We start from the raw sequence: 17,430 nt of genomic DNA, 5'->3' as shown, positions 1-17,430 counted from the left end.
GCTGGGTATTGAATATTGGGTAGTGCCTGGCTCTTTCACACCCATCCATGAAAAAAGCCGATTTCCATGGCGGAAACCGGCTTGCGGTCAGCACAGCGCCTACGCGCTGAGTGCTTATTTGCTTGGGCGAATCAGCACATACTGCGTCCACTCACCCCGGCGGAACAGCACGTTGACGGGCTTGGACTTGTCGGCCTTGGCCACGGCGGCGTCAAACTGCTTGACGTCATTGATCTCGGTATTGGCAATTCCCAGGATCACATCGCCTTGCTTGAGACCAGCACGGGCAGCAGCCTCATCGGCTGACACAATCTGCACGCCCCCCTTGAGGTGCATGGACTTGCGCTGTGCATCGGTCAGATCCGTGACGACCAGGCCCAGCTGCTGGGCAGCGGTGGAAGGCTTGGACTTCTCTGGCTCCTTGCTGGTGGCAGCAGCATCTGCAGCGGCATCCGACGGAATCTCGATGATGGTGATCGGCAGGTCCAAGGTCTTGCCACGGCGGAACACCGTGACGGTGCTCTTCGAGCCTGGCTTGGTATTGCCCACCCAGCGCGGCAGATCCGCGAGCTTCTCCAGCGGCTTGCCATCGAACTTGGTGATGATGTCGCCCGCTTCCACACCGGCCTTCTCGGCAGGCGAGCCGCTTTCCACACCCGTCACCATCGCGCCCTGGGCCTTGCCCAGACCGATGGATTCAGCCACATCCTTGCTCACGGTGGAGATTTGCACACCGATCTTGCCGCGCACCACGCGGCCGGTCGCGCGCAGCTGGTCGCTCACGCGCACCGCTTCATCGATCGGGATCGAGAACGAGATACCCATGAAGCCGCCCGAGCGCGAATAGATCTGGCTGTTGATGCCCACCACTTCGCCGCGCATGTTCAACAGCGGGCCGCCCGAGTTGCCGGGGTTGATGGCCACATCGGTCTGGATAAAGGGCAGGTAGTCACCGGTATCGCGCTGCTTGGCCGAGACAATGCCGGCGGTCACCGAGTTTTCCAGGCCAAAGGGCGAGCCAATGGCCATCACCCACTCGCCCACGCGCAGGCGGTTCACATCGCCAATCTTGACGGCGGGCAGGCCGGTGGCGTCGATCTTCACCACGGCCACATCGGTGCGCTTGTCGGCGCCCACGATCTTGGCCTTGAACTCGCGCTTGTCGGTCAGCGTCACGATCACTTCATCGGCGCCATCGACCACATGCGCATTGGTCATCACATAGCCGTCAGCCGTCAGGATAAAGCCCGAGCCCAGGCCACTGGGCACCTCATCGCCATCGGCGCCAGGGCGCTGGGGGCGTTGCTGCTTGGGAATGCTGGGCACCGGCAGGCCAAAGCGCTTGAAGAACTCCAGCATCTCGGGGTCGAGGCCGCTTTGGCTTTGGCGGTTGGACACCTTCTCCATCGTGCGGATATTGACCACCGATGGGCCCACCTGGTCGACCAGGTCGGTGAAATCAGGCAGGCCACGCACCACGGCAGGTGCGGGGGTCTGGGCTGCTGCCGGCAGCATCATTGCGCTGCTGACGGACAGGATGGCCGCCAGCGCACTGATCTGAAAAGGCTTCCAACGCTTTAGAGACATATCACTCCTCAATTTGACAATATGGCGGCAGCGCATGCGCAGCGGTTCAAACGCTTTGCCCATGGTGCCGTGCCGCAATTGGAGGGGCAATAGGCCTCAAGGTTCCAAGCGTGCATCACCTTCAGATAGGCGGTAAACCACAGGTTTCAAGCCTCGGTGCGCGAAAGGCATAAAAAAACACCTGCCAGGCAGGTGTTTTTCAAAGGATTCAGCGCATCATCAGCACAGGCGCGATGCCTTGTCGGCGCAGCCATCGCTGCGCTTTTCGGCATTGAAAGTCGCATTGCGCAAGAAGCCTGCTGGCATCTGCAGATTGGCGGTGCCGCCAATCTGGCCGCGTGCCGCCAGCAATTCATCCAAGCGCGGATCACGCAGCATGATGCTGGAGTTCTGGCCCACCGTCACTTGCTGCTGCACCAGGCCTTGGGCATTGGACGCCGCCGGCCTTGGCGATGCAGCCGATGCAACCACCTGCGGCGCAGCAGCTCCGGCCATCTGCTGGCGTGTCTCTTGGCCGGCGCCACCCGAGAGCAAGCCGATACTGTTCCAGCCCACCATCGCCACAGCGGCCACGGTGGCAAAGCCGGCCACCATCTTCCAGCGGAAAACCGAGTGGTTGGCGGCATCCTGCGCTGCAGCGGCAGGCTTGACGGCCTGCGCAACTGCAGCAGCCACGGCCGGCACGGCGACCGCGCCTGGCGCTGGCTGACCCTGGGCCAGCAACGGCGGCTCCAGCGCCAGCTTGGCATTGAGCGCATCCAGAAATGCCAGGCTGTCGGAGCACGGCGCATGCGCCGAGCGCATCAGATCGCCAATGACCTGGTAGGACTGCACCGAGGCGTAGCAGGCCTCGTCCTGGGCCAACTCCGGCAGCTCAGCCAGCAGCTGGCTGAGCGCCTGGTCGTCCAGCTCACCATCGACCCAGGCGGACAGCTGCTCACAGGCTGCCTGCGTGCTCTTGTTCGATGCTTGGTTTTCGAGATTCATAGCCATATTCCTAGCGGGCCCCAGGCCCTTGCAGCCAGTCATCACACTCATATCAGCTACCAACGCTTGCCAGACTGGCGTTCAAGCATGGGCTTTACCTTGGCGGAAATCGCCTCGCGGGCGCGGAAAATACGCGACCGTACCGTACCGATGGGGCAATCCATCGCAGCGGCAATGTCTTCATAAGACATGCCTTCAATCTCACGCAGCACGATAGCCTGTCGCAGGTCCTCGGGCAGCGCGTCCATCGCCGTATTCACCGCCAGGGCAATTTCCTGGGCGGCAATCACCGTTTCCGGCGTCTCATCGGTCGTTAGTTCACGCCCGGGCACATAAGTTTCATCGTCATCGTCTTTTCCGCGCAGCGCACTCTCGGTCATCACCGGATTGCGGCTGAGCTCGACCATCGCCTTCTTGGCGGTATTGACGGCAATCCGGTACAGCCAGGTGTAGAACTGCGCGTCGCCCCGAAACTGCGGCAGCGCGCGGTAGGCACGCAAAAAGGTCTCCTGGGCCAGATCGGGCACCAGATCCACATCGCGCACCATGCGCCCGATCAGGCGCTCGATGCGGCGCTGGTACTTGAGCACCAGCAGGCCATAGGCTTTTTGATCTCCTGCCACCGTGCGCTGCACCAGGTGCAGATCGCTGTCATTTGCATTCGGGGTACTGGCCGTTGGCGTTCCCGTCATAAAAGAGGCCCTCTTGGCGCTACAAGCTTGCAGCTATTGTTGTGGTTGTTCAGCTGTAGGCTTACACCTGATGGATGTTCTGCGGTTCAGCGGCAAGCGACGAGTATAAAACCCGACGAATATCCGGCCAGCGCTCTGGATTAGCGGCTTTCGCCACAAGCAGCCACTGACCGGGACCCCGGCTTGGCAGCCCCTGGGCCTGCAGCAATATCCAGGATTGCCCATCCATCAGCACAGCCAGTTGCGCAAGCTCCTGGCGCGGCTCGAGCGCCAACGGGCCCTGCCCAAGGCACCACTGAGAGCCGGTCCAGCACAAACAAGTTCCCCGCGGCCACAGCGGCATGCGCCAGATCAGCCCGGTCGCCAGTGCCAGCACAGCCACCGCCAAGGCGCGCGGAAGCGCCGAAGGAGCTGCTGCATGCATCCAGACCAGGCACAGCACCGTGACCAGACACACCCAGCCGGCCAACAGCAGGCGGATGCGGCTTGGGCTCACCAGCGCAAAGGACTGCAGTGCCATCAAGGCAGCTGGGCGATGCTGGAGCATGGCTGGGCGGCTATTGACAGAGGCATCACTCCATTTTGCAATGCAGCCATCAGCGATCCCGCAGGGCAAACCCCGTGTTGAAGCTCCAACACCGTGTTGACCGGGGCAGCGCAAAAACAACAAAGGCCTCTGTCACAGAGGCCTTATCCAAGCGTGGCTGGGGCGGCGCACCAGGCGCCAACCCGCATCAAACCCGTTTGAACACCAAGGTGCCGTTGGTGCCGCCAAAACCAAAGTTGTTCTTGACGGCGATGTCCAGCTTGGCGTCGCGCGCGGTATTCGCACAGTAGTCCAGGTCGCATTCCGGATCCTGGTCCACCAAGTTGATGGTCGGGGGAATCTTCTGGTCCTTCAAGGCCATCACGGTAAAGACGCTTTCCAGACCGCCAGCACCACCGAGCAAATGGCCGGTCATGGACTTGGTCGAGCTGACCACCAGCTTCTTGGCGTGCTCGCCCATGGCAGCCTTGATGGCATTGGTCTCATTGAGGTCTCCCAGCGGCGTGGAAGTGCCGTGGGCATTGAGGTAGTCCACCTGGTCGGCGTTGACACCTGCATTGCGCAGAGCGGCCAGCATGGCGCGGCGCGGGCCGTCCATATTGGGCGCGGTCATGTGACCGGCGTCAGCGCTCATGCCATAACCCAGCAACTCGGCATAGATCTTGGCACCACGGGCCTTGGCATGCTCGTACTCTTCGAGCACGACGATACCGGCACCCTCACCCAGCACAAAGCCATCACGGCCCTTGTCCCAGGGGCGCGATGCCGCCTTGGGATCGTCATTGCGTGTGGACAGCGCGCGCATGGCTGCGAACCCCCCCACACCCAATGGAGAAACAGTTGCTTCGGTACCACCTGCAATCATGACGTCGGCATCGCCGTACTCAATCATGCGACCGGCTTCACCAATGCAGTGCAAACCTGTCGTGCAAGCAGTCACCACCGACAAGTTCGGGCCCTTGAAGCCAAAACGCATCGATACATGACCTGCGACCATATTGATGATGGACGCGGGAACAAAGAAAGGCGTGATGCGACGCGCACCACGGCGCTCATACTCACCGTGCGTGTTCTCGATCAGTGGCAGGCCACCAATACCCGAACCAATCACACAGCCAATACGAGTTGCGAGCTCTTCATCCAGTGCCTCGCCCAAAGGCAGGCCGGCGTCTTTCACTGCCTCTTGGGCAGCGGCAATGCCGTAATGAATGAAGGAGTCCATCGTGCGTGCTTCCTTGGCACTCATATAGGACTCAAGATCGAAACCTTTGACCTCACCTGCAATCTTGCAGCTGAAATCGGTGGTGTCGAACTTGGTAATGAGGTCAATGCCGGATTGACCGGCCAAAATGTTGGACCAGGCTTCAGCAACCGTGTTACCCACGGGGCTGATGCAACCCAGACCAGTCACGACGACGCGACGGCGACTCATGCGTTACAACTTTCTTGTTGATCTCTCGGAAGATTGGCAGCAAGACACTTGCGCCACAAGGGCGCCAAGTGCATGCGCAATCAATTAAGCCTTTTGGTGGCTGTTGGCGTAGTCGATGGCGTTCTGCACCGTCGTGATCTTCTCTGCGTCTTCGTCAGGGATCTCGATCTCGAACTCATCTTCCAAAGCCATCACCAGTTCCACGGTGTCCAGCGAGTCAGCGCCCAGGTCGGCTACAAAAGCCTTTTCGTTCGTTACTTGAGACTCTTCCACGCCGAGTTGCTCGGCGATGATTTTCTTGACACGTGCTTCGATATCGCTCATGGTTTCCCTCTGGGGGTTGTGAATGAACCCGCGATTCTAGCTGCTTCAGCAATACCTGAGTGCAACTTGCCGTCGCGAGGAAACGGCATTCAACTTTCGTCAAATCTACATATACATGCCGCCATTGACATGCAACTCCTGCCCGGTCACATAACCGGCGCCATCTGAGGCCAAATAGACCACAGCGTTGGCAATGTCTTGCGGCTGTCCCAGCTTGCCCAAGGCAATCTGCGACTGAAGTGCTTTCTTCTGCTCTTCGGGCAACTGGGCCGTCATATCGGTCTCGATGAAACCAGGCGCCACGCAGTTGACCGTGATGCCACGGCTGCCCAGCTCCTTGGCCAGCGAGCGCGTCATACCTGCCACACCCGCCTTGGCGGCCGCGTAGTTGGCCTGACCGGCATTGCCCGATGCACCCACCACACTGGTGATGCTGATGATACGGCCAAAACGCTGCTTCATCATCGGACGGATGGCGGCGCGGCTGGCGCCGAACACGGCCTTCAGATTGGTGCCCAGCACGGCATCCCAGTCCTCGTCCTTCATGCGCATGGCCAAGGTGTCGCGGGTGATACCGGCGTTGTTGACCAGCACATGCAGACCGCCCTGGGTCTTGACCAGACTGTCAATCAGCGCGTCAACGGCAGCGCCATCGTTCACATCCAGTGCCACGCCACGCGAGCCGGCAAAGGCCGACAGCGCTTGCGAGATCTTGGCAGCGCCGTCTTCGGTGGTTGCCGTGCCGATCACCTGGTAGCCGGCAGCGCCGAGTGCCTGGGCAATGGCGGCGCCAATGCCGCGCGATGCGCCAGTAACGAGGGCAACTTTGGCGGTTGAGGTGGTTTCCGTCATGCAATGGCTCCTTTGGTTTCTTGCAAAGTGGCGGGATCATACAGGGCCACACCGACGAGTTCGGGGTCGATGCGCTTGGTCATGCCGGTGAGCACCTTTCCCGGGCCGCATTCGACCAGGTGGGTGGCGCCCAGCGCACGCAGGCGCTGCACACACTCGACCCAGCGCACAGGGCCAAAGGCCTGGCGGTAGAGCGCATCACGGATGGCATCGGCATCGGTAGGCAGCGCCACATCGATGTTGTTGAGCACCGGAATCTGGGGCGCAGCCAGTTGCAGCTCTGCCAGCGCCAGCTTGAGCTTTTCAGCGGCGGGCTTCATCAGGCTGGAATGAAAAGGCGCAGACACGGGCAGCGGCAGCGCGCGCTTGGCACCGGCTTCCTTCACGGCCAGGCTGGCCGCTTCCACCGCAGCCTTGGAGCCGGCGATGACCGTCTGGCCAGGGTCGTTGAAGTTCACCGCCTCGACCACTTCAGCGCCGCCCAGCTGGGCCGTCACCTGGGCGCACACGGCCTTGACCTTGTCGGCCTCCAGGCCCAGCACTGCCGCCATGGCGCCAGCACCCACAGGCACGGCCTCTTGCATGGCAGCGCCCCGCAGGCGCACCAGCGGCGCGGCCTGGCTCAGGGTCAGCACACCGGCAGCCACCAGGGCGGAATACTCGCCCAGCGAGTGGCCAGCAACCGCTATCGGCATGGGGCCGCCTTCGGCTTGCCAGACACGCCATGCCGCCACACCAGCGACCAGCATCACGGGCTGGGTGTTGGCGGTCAGCGCCAGCGTTTCTTTGGGGCCGTTCTGGATCAGCGCGCCCAGGTCTTCGCCCAGCGCATCAGAGGCTTCCTGCAGCGCCTGGACAACGGCGGGGTGGCCACCCCAGGCATCGAGCATGCCCACAGACTGCGAGCCTTGGCCCGGAAATACAAATGCAAAAGCGCTCATGTCTCGGTTCAATCAGTTTTTTATCAATCAGCGGATGGCAGCGGTCTCGGCAACGCCGAGACTTGCTACATCGTCAGCAGCACCGCACCCCAGGTGAAGCCACCGCCCACGCCTTCGAGCATCACATTCTGCCCGGGCTTGACCTGGCCGCTGCGCACGGCGTGGTCCAGCGCCAGCGGAATCGAGGCCGCCGAAGTATTGCCATGCTGGTCGACGGTGACGACGACCTTCTCCGGCGCGAGCTTGAGCTTGCGCGCCGTGCTCATCATGATGCGCAGGTTGGCCTGGTGCGGAATCAGCCAATCGATGTCGGCTTCCTGCATGTTCGCCTTTTCCAGTGCAGCGCGTGCGGCCTTGTCCAGCACACCGACGGCGAGCTTGAACACCGCCTGGCCATCCATGCGCAGCAGCGGCGAGCCAATCACCTGGCCACCCGAGACATTGCCCGGCACGCACAGAATGTCGACATGGCTGCCATCGGCATGCAGCTCGGTGGCCAGGATGCCGGACTTGTCAGACGCTTCCAACACCACAGCGCCGGCGCCATCGCCAAACAGCACGCAGGTGGTGCGGTCATTGAAGTCCAGAATGCGGCTGAATACCTCGGCGCCCACCACCAGCACGCGCTTGGCGCTGCCGGACTTGATCATCGAGTCCGCCACCGTCAGTGCGTAGACAAAACCGCTGCACACCGCCTGCATGTCAAACACCGGGCAGCCATTGGCAATGCCCAGCTTGTGCTGCAGGATCGCGGCGGTCGAGGGGAAGACCATGTCCGGCGTCGAGGTCGCGACGATGATCAGGTCGATATCGCCGGCCTGGATATTGGCAGCCTGGAGCGCGTTCTTCGAGGCCTCCAGCGCCAGATCGCTGGCTACGACATCGGGCGCTGCAAAATGGCGCGCCTTGATACCGGTGCGCTCCACAATCCACTCGTCGGAGGTTTCCAGACCGCGCGTGGCCATCTCAGCGGCCAACTCATCATTGGTGACACGACGTGGCGGCAAGTAGCTGCCAGTGCCGATAATGCGGGAATAAATACTCATCGAATTCAGGTAGGAGACGTCACGGTTTTGGCAGCAGCATTGCTGTCTGCCGACATCAGCAGGGGCGCTGCCGTCTGAATCTTGGTCTGCACACGCCCCAGCAAATCATTGCGGGCGGCATCATAGGCGCGCCGCAAGGCATGCTCATACGCCACCGCGTCGGCCGAGCCATGGCTTTTGAAAACCAGGCCGCGCAATCCGAGCAATGCAGCCCCATTGTAGCGGCGGTGGTCCACCCGCTTCATCAAGCGCGCCAGCACCGGGTAAGCGATCACTGCGGCGATCTTCGTGAGCAGGTTGCGCTTGAACTCTTGTTTGAGCCCGTTGCTGATCATGCTGGCCACGCCTTCGCTGGCCTTGAGCGCGACATTGCCGACAAAGCCATCACAGGTCACGATATCGACCGTGCCCTTGAAGATGTCATTGCCTTCGACATTGCCGTAAAAATTGAGGTAACCCGACTGGCCAGCGGTGCGCAGCAGCTCGCCGGCGCGCTTAATGACCTCGCTGCCCTTGATGGCTTCTTCACCAATATTGAGCAGGCCAACGGTGGGGTTTTCTTTGTTTTCCAGGGCGCTGACCAAGGCCGAGCCCATGACGGCGAACTGCAGCAGATGCTCTGCACTGCAATCCACATTGGCGCCCAGGTCCAGCACCGTGGTGGCGCCGCCCTTGGCGTGGGGAAGTTGGGTGGCGATAGCCGGACGGTCGATGCCCTCCAGCGTCTTGAGCACATAACGGGCAATGGCCATCAGCGCCCCGGTATTGCCCGCCGACACGGCTGCCAGCGCGGCGCCTGTCTTCACCTGGCTGATGGCCACCCGCATCGAAGAATCCTTCTTCTTGCGCAGGGCCACTTCCACCGGGTCATCCATAGTGACCACTTCGCTTGCAGGCACGATGGTGGCACGCTCGTGCTGAAAAGACTGCAATGCCTCAGCCTGCCCGACCATCAACAGATGGGCATCAGGGTGGCTATCCAAAAACTTCTTGCATGCGGGTAGCGTGACACGGATACCTGCGTCCCCACCCATGCAATCCACGGCCAGTGTGATCATTCGTTCGGTAATTCTTTGACGTTGTTCGCACCGAGTTCCAGCTCGGCGCGCAGCGCGCCGCAAACTGGCAAGAAATAAAAAAGGCCCGCGCTACTATGTAGCTGCGGGCCTTTTTTATACAGCTATGGCTTAGGCTTCCGACTTGTTCTTCAGCACTTGGCGGCCACGGTAGAAACCGTTGGGGCTGATGTGGTGACGCATGTGGGTTTCACCGGTGGTGGGTTCCACAGCGATGCCAGGCACGTTCAGTGCGTTGTGCGAACGGTGCATGCCGCGCTTGGAAGGGGATTTCTTGTTTTGTTGAACAGCCATGATGGCTCCTGAGTCTTGAAAGGGTTGGTGACATGGCCTGCGCAATCACAAACGCATGCCCGAAATTTACGCGACTAGCCCATTAAAGACACGAGGGATTCGCGCGAAGCCTCAAATTATAGCAAAGATCGCAAGCAGGCTTCAAGCCACCCGAACTAGGATTGGTTTTTATCGATGCGCAGCGATGCCAGCGCCGCGAAGGGATTGGCTTTTTCCGCAGGGCGGTCGTCAAAATCCTGGGTGGCGGACTCCAGCTTCACATCGACGGGGCAGATATCGTGCATCGGCACCATAGGCAGTGCCATCAGCAACTCATCCTCGATCAGCTCCAGCGCATCGATCTGGGGCGCCAGCACCAGCACATCTTCTTCGCTCTCGTCATCGAGCGCTGCCGCCGTGGCCTCGTCCTTTACAAAACGGAAGGAGCGGCTGCTTTCCACCGCTACATCCACCGGGCGCATGCAGCGCTGGCACTGCAGCTGCACCTGGGTTTCGGCATGCAGATGCAGCCAGGCCTGGCCGGGGCCGCCGGTCGATTCCACCCATTCACCATCGAGCACCCAGCGCACGGGCTCGGCCGCAGCGGCCTCGCCGCGCTGGTCTTCGGCCAGCAAGCGGGCCAGCTGCCCCAGGGGCAACTCGCCTTCCAGCGAAGCGTTTTGGTGGGCAAAAGCCTTGATCTCAAGGCGATTGACTGAAAATTCCTTTGTCATGCGCGCCAGTGTAAGAGAATCTGGGCATGTCTGAATCCCTGATGCCCCGCGCCCTTGTACTGGGCTCCACCTCCCGCTACCGGCGAGAGCTTCTGTCGCGCTTTCGCCTGCCCTTCGAGACGGCCTCGCCCGATGTGGATGAAACCCCACAGCCCGGCGAAAGCCCGGCCGCGCTGGCGCTGCGCCTGGCGCTGGCCAAGGCCCATGCGGTGGCCGCCCAGTACCCTGATGCGATCGTGATCGGCTCGGACCAGGTGGCCGACCTGCACGGCCAGCCGCTGGGCAAGCCGATGGTGCATGACAGAGCCGTGGCGCAGCTGCGCGCGATGAGCGGGCAAAGCATGCAGTTTCACACCGCCGTGGCCGTGGTCTGCCAGGCCACGGGCTTTGCGCAGGCCGATACCGCTGTGGTGCGCACCGTGTTCCGCCCGCTCGAAGACGCTGAGATCGAGCGCTATCTGTTGGCAGAAACGCCCTATGACTGCGCCGGCAGCGCCAAGAGCGAAGGCCTGGGCATCACCCTGCTCGACGCCATCGAAAGCGACGACCCCACCGCCTTGATCGGCCTGCCCTTGATCCGCACAGCCCGTTTGCTGCGCGCCGCCGGATTGGTGTTGCCATGAACCAACAAACCACCAAAGGCCGCCTGTTCCTGGTGCCGACCCCACTCGATTTTGGCTGCGCCACCGAGGCGCCGCTCACCGATGTGCTGCCGCTGCACACCGTGCAAGCCGCCGCCCGCATCACCCACTGGGTCTGCGAGAACGCCAAAAGCTGCCGCGCCTTTCTCAAGCGGGTGGATGCGGCAGCACCCCTGGCGCTGCCGCTGCAGCAGCAAAACATTGCCGAGCTGCCGCGCGAAGCCCATAAAAAAGGCGACCACCACCCGCAGACCAGCGCTGGCAGCGACAGCAGCAGCCTGATTGCCGCTGCGCTGCAAGGCCATGATGTGGGCCTGGTGAGTGAGGCGGGCATGCCCGCGATTGCCGACCCCGGCAGCTCGGTGGTGCGCGCCGCCCATGACGCGGGCATCGACGTGGTGCCGCTGGTTGGTCCCACCTCGCTGCTGTTGGCACTGGCCGCCAGCGGACTCAACGGCCAGAACTTTGCATTCGTCGGCTATGTGCCCAGCGATGCCTCCGATCGCAGCACCCGCCTGCGCGAGCTCGAGCAACTGGCGCTGCGCCAGGGCCAGACCCAGATCTTCATCGAGACGCCCTACCGCAACCAGGCGCTGCTGGGCGCCTTGCTGCAGACCCTGCAGCCCAACACACGCCTGTCCATCTCCAGCGGATTGACCCTGGAGAGTGCCAACACGCAAAGCCGCCTGGTCAAGCAGTGGAAGCCGCTCAACACCCACCTGGACAACCGCACCCCCATGGTGTTTGCCATTGGCCGCTAAGGCTTGTTAATGGCTGCAGCCGTTGCGGCACGCCCATGACAAAGCGGTGCCTGGGCACCGCTTTGTCATTCAAGCCTTGAAGGCTGTCAGCGCACGCTGGGCAGCAGCGACATCGAGCGCAGGGTGCCGACCGCGCCCGCGCCGACCGAGGCACCAAAACGCTTGGCAAAGCGCTCGGCCACATTGTCGCGGCGGGTGTAATCCACCACCTCTTCGGCACCCACGACATCGCGGGCCACCTGGTCGAGGCTGCCCAGGCCATCGGCCAGGCCCAGCTTTACGGCCTCCTGGCCCGTCCAGAACAGGCCGCTGAACGTGTCCTCGGTTTCCTTCAAGCGGTCACCCCGGCCCTGGCGCACCACCTGGATGAATTGCTGGTGAATCTGGCTCAGCATCTGCTGCGCATAGGCCTTTTGCTTGTCGTTCATGGGGCTGAATGGATCGAGCATGCCCTTGTTGGCGCCAGCGGTGAGCAAGCGGCGCTCCACGCCCAGCTTGTCCATCGTACCGGTAAAACCAAAGCCATCCATCAGCACGCCAATGCTGCCCACGATGCTGGCCTTGTCGACATAGATACTGTCAGCCGCAGAGGCAATGTAATACGCGGCAGAGGCGCAGGACTCCTCGACCACCGCATACATCGGCTTCTTGTACTGGGCCTTGAGGCGCACGATCTCGTCATTGATCATGCCCGCCTGCACGGGGCTGCCGCCGGGCGAGTTGATCAGCAGCACCACGGCCTTGGCGCCGTCATCTTCAAAAGCGGTGCGCAGGGCCGCAATCACAAATTCGGCACTGGCGTCCGCGCCGGAGGCGATCTCCCCCTTGAGCTCGACAACAGCCGTGTGCTCGGTCGAGGTCTTGGCGGCCGATCCGTCCGAACCAAACAGGTAGCTGACAAACGCAACCACCAGACCCAGCCAGACCAGGCGGAAGAAAATCTTCCAGCGGCGCGCTGCGCGCTGCTCCTTGAGCGTGTCAAAGGCCAGGCGCTCCAGCACCGAGCGCTCCCAGCCCGGGCTGGGTGCTGCGGCAGCGGCAGGCGCCGCAGCGGCCGTCTGCCCCCACAGGTCGGGCGCCGGCGGCGGATTGTGCTGAGGGTTGTTGTCCATGGGGTTCATCTTAAAAATCAAGAGGTTGGAGACGGTTATCCGTGTGCCAATAGACCACGCCATCACTCTCACTCAGCGCAACCTTGACCAAACCGCCACGACAGGGGCCGCCGGCACAGGCTCCAGTATCGGGCACATAGGCGGCGCCATGGGTGGCGCAGAGCAACCAATTACCTGTGTCGTCGAAAAAACGCCCGGGCTGGTAGTCCATCTCCATCGCAACATGGGTGCAGCGGTTCAGATAGGCATGGACTCCCGCGTGGTAGCGGATGGCAAAGGCCTGGCAGGTCTGACCGGCATAGACCACATCAAAGGCCACCGCGCGCCCACCGTGCAGCAGCGCATCGCTCTGGCACAAAGCAATCATCTGCGCCGGTACTTCCGCCATCACCGCACCTGTTCACCGAGGTTCATCTGACTGTACATACAGACAGTAATTGCACCATAGCTAGGCATGATCCGCCATCCACTGTTGCAGTTCAGCAACGGTATGGGCCACATACAAGGGTTTGAAGGCCTCAAAACCCGCATGGTGGTGGGCGCCATAGCTCACCCCCACGCTGGCGCAGCCGGCATTGACGGCCATTTGCAGGTCATGCGTGGTGTCACCCACCATCAATACGCGTTCGGGCGCCACATCCAGCTCGGCCATCAGCTCCTGCAGCATCAGCGGATGGGGCTTGCCAGCCGTCTCGTCCGAGGTGCGCGTCGCATGGAAGCGCCCCTTGAGCAAGGTCGTATCCAGCACCCGGTCCAGTCCCCGGCGGTTCTTGCCGGTAGCAATAGCCAGCAGGTGGCCGCTGGCGGTCAGCTGGTCGAGCAGCTCCAGCACGCCGTCAAACAAGGTCACCTGCTCCTGGCGCTTGAGGAAGTGCAGGCGGTAGCGGTTGGTCAGCGCCACCATCTGGTCCTCCGGCACATCGGGCGCGGCATGGCGCAGCGCGCTTTGCAGGCTCATGCCGATCACATACTTGGCATCCGCCAGGCTGGGCACCGTCCCCCCCACATCCCGCACCGCATCCTGGATCGACAGCGCAATGGCCGCCGTCGAGTCAAACAAGGTGCCATCCCAGTCAAAGGCAATCAGGTCAAATTGGCGGGCCATCGGGTGCTCTTTCTCTAGCTGTCACAAAATTCATCAATCGGCCGCCGAGGCCGCCGCCACAAAGTCCGCCAGCTCTGGCGGCAGCTCGGCGCCCAGTTGCACGCGCTCTGCCGTCTGCGGGTGGTTGAACTGCAGGCGCCAGGCGTGCAGGAACATGCGCTTGAGGCCGTGCTTGGCCAGGCGCTTGTTCAGATCGAAGTCGCCATATTTCTCATCGCCGGCAATCGCATGGCCGCTGCTGGCCAGGTGCACGCGGATCTGGTGGGTGCGGCCAGTCTTGATCGTCACCTCCAGCAGGCTCATCGCCGGCAGGCCCAGCTGGTGCCGGGCGGCAAATACTTTTTGTACCTTGACCAGTGAGACCGAGCGCATGCCCTCGGGGTCGTCGGCCGTCGTGGCGCGCACGCGGCGCTCGCCATCGGGCAGCAGGTATTTGCGCAAGGGGGTGTCGATCACCTTCTTGTTGGCCGGCCATTCGCCGATGACCAGCGCCAGGTAGGTCTTGCCGGTCTCCCGCTCGCGGAACTGGTCCTGCAGATGGGTCAGCGCCGAGCGCTTCTTGGCGACCAGCAGGATGCCTGAGGTTTCGCGGTCGAGCCGGTGCACCAGCTCCAGAAAGCGGGCATCGGGGTGGGCGCGGCGCAGCTGCTCGATCACGCCAAAGCTGACGCCCGAGCCGCCATGCACGGCCACGCCAGCGGGTTTGTTGATCGCCAGCATGACATCGTCATCGAGCAACAAGGGAAACTCCCTAGCTGGCACCGCGCGCTCGGCTTCTTCAGGTTTTGCTGCGACGCGCACCGGCGGAATCCGCACCACATCGCCGGGCTGGACGCGAGTGTCCGCTGTCGCGCGGCCCTTGTTGATACGGACTTCACCCTGGCGGATGATGCGGTAGACATGGGTCTTGGGTACGCCCTTGAGGTGGCGCATCAGAAAATTGTCCAGGCGCTGGTCTGCGTCGTCGGGATGGACCTCGACCAGCCTTACAGCCACTGGGGGTGCTTGTGGACTACGGGGCTCGCCCGGTTTGCCCCCTATAATATGTTTCACCTGCGCGATAGAGTTATTGGTTTACCGGTGAGCAGTTTAATTCACCCACCAGTACCCGCACAGGCCGGTCGATGTCTGGCTGATCGCCTTGCCGCCCCACCTGCATACCAAAAGATTGCGCAGGGGACGCCAAGTGAATCAGGCGGACAGACACATTGAAACAACGAAAAAACAGATTTTTGGCGACAGCTGTCGCAAAGGCCTGCAACCAGGCCCCGCCCAGCTGATCGTCTTCACACCAAACATGTTGATTTTGTGGGCTTGGATGGCAACTCTCTGGCACAGCAGCAGCTGTGCGCCAGTGCGTCTTGCTGTGCCCGCTGTGCGCATGTTCTCAGGGCAAATATCCCAGCCGGAGGCAGCCCAGCGCTGGCTGGCTGCTTATTTACATGCCCTCTCCCGCGTGCCTAGATCCCCTGTGCTGACATAAGTATTACCAGCAAACATGACACGCTCTGTGAATTCTTTCGTTTCTCTGCGTCTGTCCCGGCATCTGTGGCTCCAGTAAGAGCCTGTTTATTGTTGGGATTGGAGACAGGTGCCTGACTGACAAAGGCAGCCTGTCCCGCATTACGAAGGACGCGCATCATGAAACGGATGCTGATCAACGCCACGCAAGCTGAAGAGCGCCGCCTCGCCATTGTTGATGGCCAAAAGCTGCTGGACTACGAAATTGAAATCGAAGGCCGCGAACAACGCAAAGGCAATATCTACAAAGCCGTTGTTACCCGGGTCGAGCCCTCGCTGGAAGCCTGTTTTGTCGACTACGGCGAAGACCGCCACGGCTTTCTGCCCTTCAAGGAAATCTCCAAACAGTATTTCGCCGAAGGCGTCTCCCCCAGCCAGGCCCGCATCAATGATGTGATCAAGGAAGGCCAGGAGCTGATCGTCCAGGTCGAGAAGGAAGAGCGTGGCAACAAGGGCGCGGCCCTGACCACCTTCATCTCGCTGGCAGGCCGCTATGTGGTGCTGATGCCCAACAACCCCCGGGGTGGTGGTGTCTCGCGCCGCATCGAAGGCGACGAGCGCGCCGAGCTCAAGGAGGCGATGGACCAGCTCGAGTACCCCAAGGGCATGTCCATCATCGCACGCACGGCTGGCATTGGCCGCAGCGCGCCTGAGCTGCAATGGGACCTGAACTACCTGCTCAAGCTCTGGGGCGCCATCGACGGCGCTGCCAAGTCGGGCAAGGGCGCCTTCCTGATCTACCAGGAATCGAGCCTGGTGATCCGCGCGATCCGCGACTATTTCCACAATGACATCGGCGACATCCTGATCGACACCGATGACATTTATGAACAAGCCCAGCAGTTCATGGCCCATGTGATGCCTGAGCACGCTGCCCGCGTCAAGCGCTACCGCGATGATGCGCCGCTGTTCAGCCGCTTCCAGATCGAGCACCAGATCGAGTCGGCCTACTCGCGCACCGTGACACTGCCATCGGGCGGCGCCATCGTGATCGACCACACCGAAGCGCTGGTCTCCATCGACGTGAACTCGGCCCGCGCCATCAAGGGCGGCGACATCGAGGAAACCGCCACCCGCACCAACCTGGAAGCCGCTGACGAAGTGGCCCGCCAGATGCGCCTGCGCGACCTGGGCGGCCTGATCGTGATCGACTTCATCGACATGGAAGAGTCGAAGAACCGCCGCGATGTGGAAAGCCGCCTGCGTGACGCGCTGCGCCAGGACCGCGCCCGCGTGCAGTTCGGCACCATCAGCAAGTTCGGCCTGATGGAGATGAGCCGCCAGCGCCTCAAGCCGGCGCTGAGCGAAGGCGCCCACATCAACTGCCCACGCTGCGGCGGCTCCGGCCACATCCGCGACGCGGAAAGCTCGGCGCTGCAGATCCTGCGCATCATCCAGGAAGAGTCGATGAAGGACAACACGGCAGCGGTGAACTGCCAGGTGCCTGTCGAAGTCGCCTCCTTCCTGCTCAACGAAAAGCGCACCGAAATCCAGAAGATCGAGCTCAAGCAGCGCGTGTCCGTCACCATGGTGCCCAACAAGGCGCTGGAGACCCCGCACTACAAGCTCGAGCGCATGAAGCACGACGACCCGCGTCTGGACTCGATGGAAGCGAGCTACAAGCTGGCCGACCCCGAAGAGGAAAGCCGGGGCTTTCCCCGCCGCTCGCAAGAGCCGACCAACAAGCAGACCCCCGTCATCAAGGGCGTGCTGCCCGATGCACCGGCACCGATTGCCGAGCCACGCCCAGCGCCCGCTGCCCGTACGGCCAGCCCGCAACACGGCAAGCCCGCTGGCAG

At 62.1% G+C, this 17,430-nt stretch carries 19 protein-coding genes; 3 read left to right on the top strand and 16 right to left on the bottom strand.

What is annotated here, in order from left to right:
• Positions 1–114 precede the first annotated feature (114 nt).
• From H928_RS0119200 to H928_RS0119145, 12 genes are all read right to left on the bottom strand, one after another.
• Positions 115–1,587, bottom strand: a complete 1,473-nt coding sequence (locus H928_RS0119200) for a DegQ family serine endoprotease (RefSeq protein ID WP_043341130.1) — start codon at positions 1,585–1,587, stop codon at positions 115–117.
• Between the two features lie 219 nt (positions 1,588–1,806).
• Entirely contained in the window at positions 1,807–2,574 is a 768-nt protein-coding gene (locus H928_RS28790) for a sigma-E factor negative regulatory protein (protein ID WP_021027958.1), read from the bottom strand.
• A gap of 56 nt (positions 2,575–2,630) precedes the next feature.
• Positions 2,631–3,266, bottom strand: a complete 636-nt coding sequence (gene rpoE, locus H928_RS0119190; RefSeq protein WP_021027957.1) for an RNA polymerase sigma factor RpoE — start codon at positions 3,264–3,266, stop codon at positions 2,631–2,633.
• Positions 3,267–3,327: 61 nt separating this feature from the next.
• Complete coding sequence (locus H928_RS0119185) at positions 3,328–3,786, bottom strand: hypothetical protein (protein ID WP_158400580.1); 459 nt, start codon at positions 3,784–3,786, stop codon at positions 3,328–3,330.
• A 214-nt stretch (positions 3,787–4,000) separates the two neighbouring features.
• Entirely contained in the window at positions 4,001–5,245 is a 1,245-nt protein-coding gene (gene fabF / locus H928_RS0119180; protein ID WP_021027955.1) for a beta-ketoacyl-ACP synthase II, read from the bottom strand.
• A gap of 84 nt (positions 5,246–5,329) precedes the next feature.
• On the bottom strand, positions 5,330–5,569 hold the full coding sequence (gene acpP, locus H928_RS0119175; RefSeq protein WP_021027954.1) for an acyl carrier protein: 240 nt from the start codon (positions 5,567–5,569) through the stop codon (positions 5,330–5,332).
• 105 nt (positions 5,570–5,674) lie between these two features.
• Positions 5,675–6,421: a 3-oxoacyl-ACP reductase FabG gene (fabG, locus tag H928_RS0119170; protein ID WP_021027953.1), complete on the bottom strand. Its 747-nt coding sequence runs from the start codon at positions 6,419–6,421 to the stop codon at positions 5,675–5,677.
• Positions 6,418–7,362 (bottom strand): ACP S-malonyltransferase, encoded by a 945-nt coding sequence (fabD, locus tag H928_RS0119165; RefSeq protein ID WP_021027952.1) that lies wholly within the window; start codon positions 7,360–7,362, stop codon positions 6,418–6,420. Before fabD ends, fabG begins: the two co-directional genes overlap by 4 nt.
• A 65-nt stretch (positions 7,363–7,427) precedes the next feature.
• Positions 7,428–8,408 (bottom strand): beta-ketoacyl-ACP synthase III, encoded by a 981-nt coding sequence (locus tag H928_RS0119160; protein WP_021027951.1) that lies wholly within the window; start codon positions 8,406–8,408, stop codon positions 7,428–7,430.
• A 5-nt stretch (positions 8,409–8,413) separates the two neighbouring features.
• Positions 8,414–9,466, bottom strand: coding sequence for a phosphate acyltransferase PlsX (plsX, locus tag H928_RS0119155; RefSeq protein ID WP_021027950.1), 1,053 nt, complete (start codon positions 9,464–9,466; stop codon positions 8,414–8,416).
• 129 nt (positions 9,467–9,595) lie between these two features.
• Positions 9,596–9,778 (bottom strand): 50S ribosomal protein L32, encoded by a 183-nt coding sequence (gene rpmF / locus H928_RS0119150; RefSeq protein WP_021027949.1) that lies wholly within the window; start codon positions 9,776–9,778, stop codon positions 9,596–9,598.
• 155 nt (positions 9,779–9,933) lie between these two features.
• Positions 9,934–10,491: a DUF177 domain-containing protein gene (locus H928_RS0119145; RefSeq protein ID WP_021027948.1), complete on the bottom strand. Its 558-nt coding sequence runs from the start codon at positions 10,489–10,491 to the stop codon at positions 9,934–9,936.
• 26 nt (positions 10,492–10,517) lie between these two features.
• On the opposite strand from H928_RS0119145, the gene H928_RS0119140 reads away from it, so the two are divergent.
• Both H928_RS0119140 and H928_RS0119135 read left to right on the top strand, forming a co-directional pair.
• Positions 10,518–11,114, top strand: a complete 597-nt coding sequence (locus tag H928_RS0119140) for a Maf family nucleotide pyrophosphatase (RefSeq protein WP_021027947.1) — start codon at positions 10,518–10,520, stop codon at positions 11,112–11,114.
• On the top strand, positions 11,111–11,893 hold the full coding sequence (locus H928_RS0119135) for an SAM-dependent methyltransferase (protein WP_021027946.1): 783 nt from the start codon (positions 11,111–11,113) through the stop codon (positions 11,891–11,893). The genes H928_RS0119140 and H928_RS0119135 overlap by 4 nt, the downstream gene beginning before the upstream one ends.
• 86 nt (positions 11,894–11,979) lie before the next feature.
• Here H928_RS0119135 and H928_RS0119130 read toward each other — a convergent pair whose 3' ends face one another.
• From H928_RS0119130 to H928_RS0119115, 4 genes are read right to left on the bottom strand one after another with little or no spacing between them, the layout of a single operon-like run.
• Positions 11,980–13,014, bottom strand: coding sequence for a S49 family peptidase (locus tag H928_RS0119130; protein ID WP_052330112.1), 1,035 nt, complete (start codon positions 13,012–13,014; stop codon positions 11,980–11,982).
• Position 13,015: 1 nt separating this feature from the next.
• A complete protein-coding gene (locus tag H928_RS0119125; RefSeq protein WP_021027944.1) occupies positions 13,016–13,393 on the bottom strand; it encodes a Rieske 2Fe-2S domain-containing protein in 378 nt (125 codons plus the stop codon).
• A gap of 60 nt (positions 13,394–13,453) precedes the next feature.
• Positions 13,454–14,110: an HAD-IA family hydrolase gene (locus H928_RS0119120; RefSeq protein WP_021027943.1), complete on the bottom strand. Its 657-nt coding sequence runs from the start codon at positions 14,108–14,110 to the stop codon at positions 13,454–13,456.
• A gap of 33 nt (positions 14,111–14,143) precedes the next feature.
• Positions 14,144–15,163 (bottom strand): RluA family pseudouridine synthase, encoded by a 1,020-nt coding sequence (locus tag H928_RS0119115; protein ID WP_027011126.1) that lies wholly within the window; start codon positions 15,161–15,163, stop codon positions 14,144–14,146.
• 588 nt (positions 15,164–15,751) lie between these two features.
• On the opposite strand from H928_RS0119115, the gene H928_RS0119110 reads away from it, so the two are divergent.
• On the top strand, positions 15,752–17,430 hold a 1,679-nt coding region (locus H928_RS0119110), incomplete at its 3' end, for an Rne/Rng family ribonuclease (protein ID WP_043341125.1).

Source organism: Comamonas sp. B-9 (genome assembly GCF_000410635.1).
Taxonomy (GTDB): domain Bacteria; phylum Pseudomonadota; class Gammaproteobacteria; order Burkholderiales; family Burkholderiaceae_C; genus Comamonas.
Note: the sequence above shows the minus strand (reverse complement) of the source record. Positions and strands in the feature narration are given on the sequence as shown.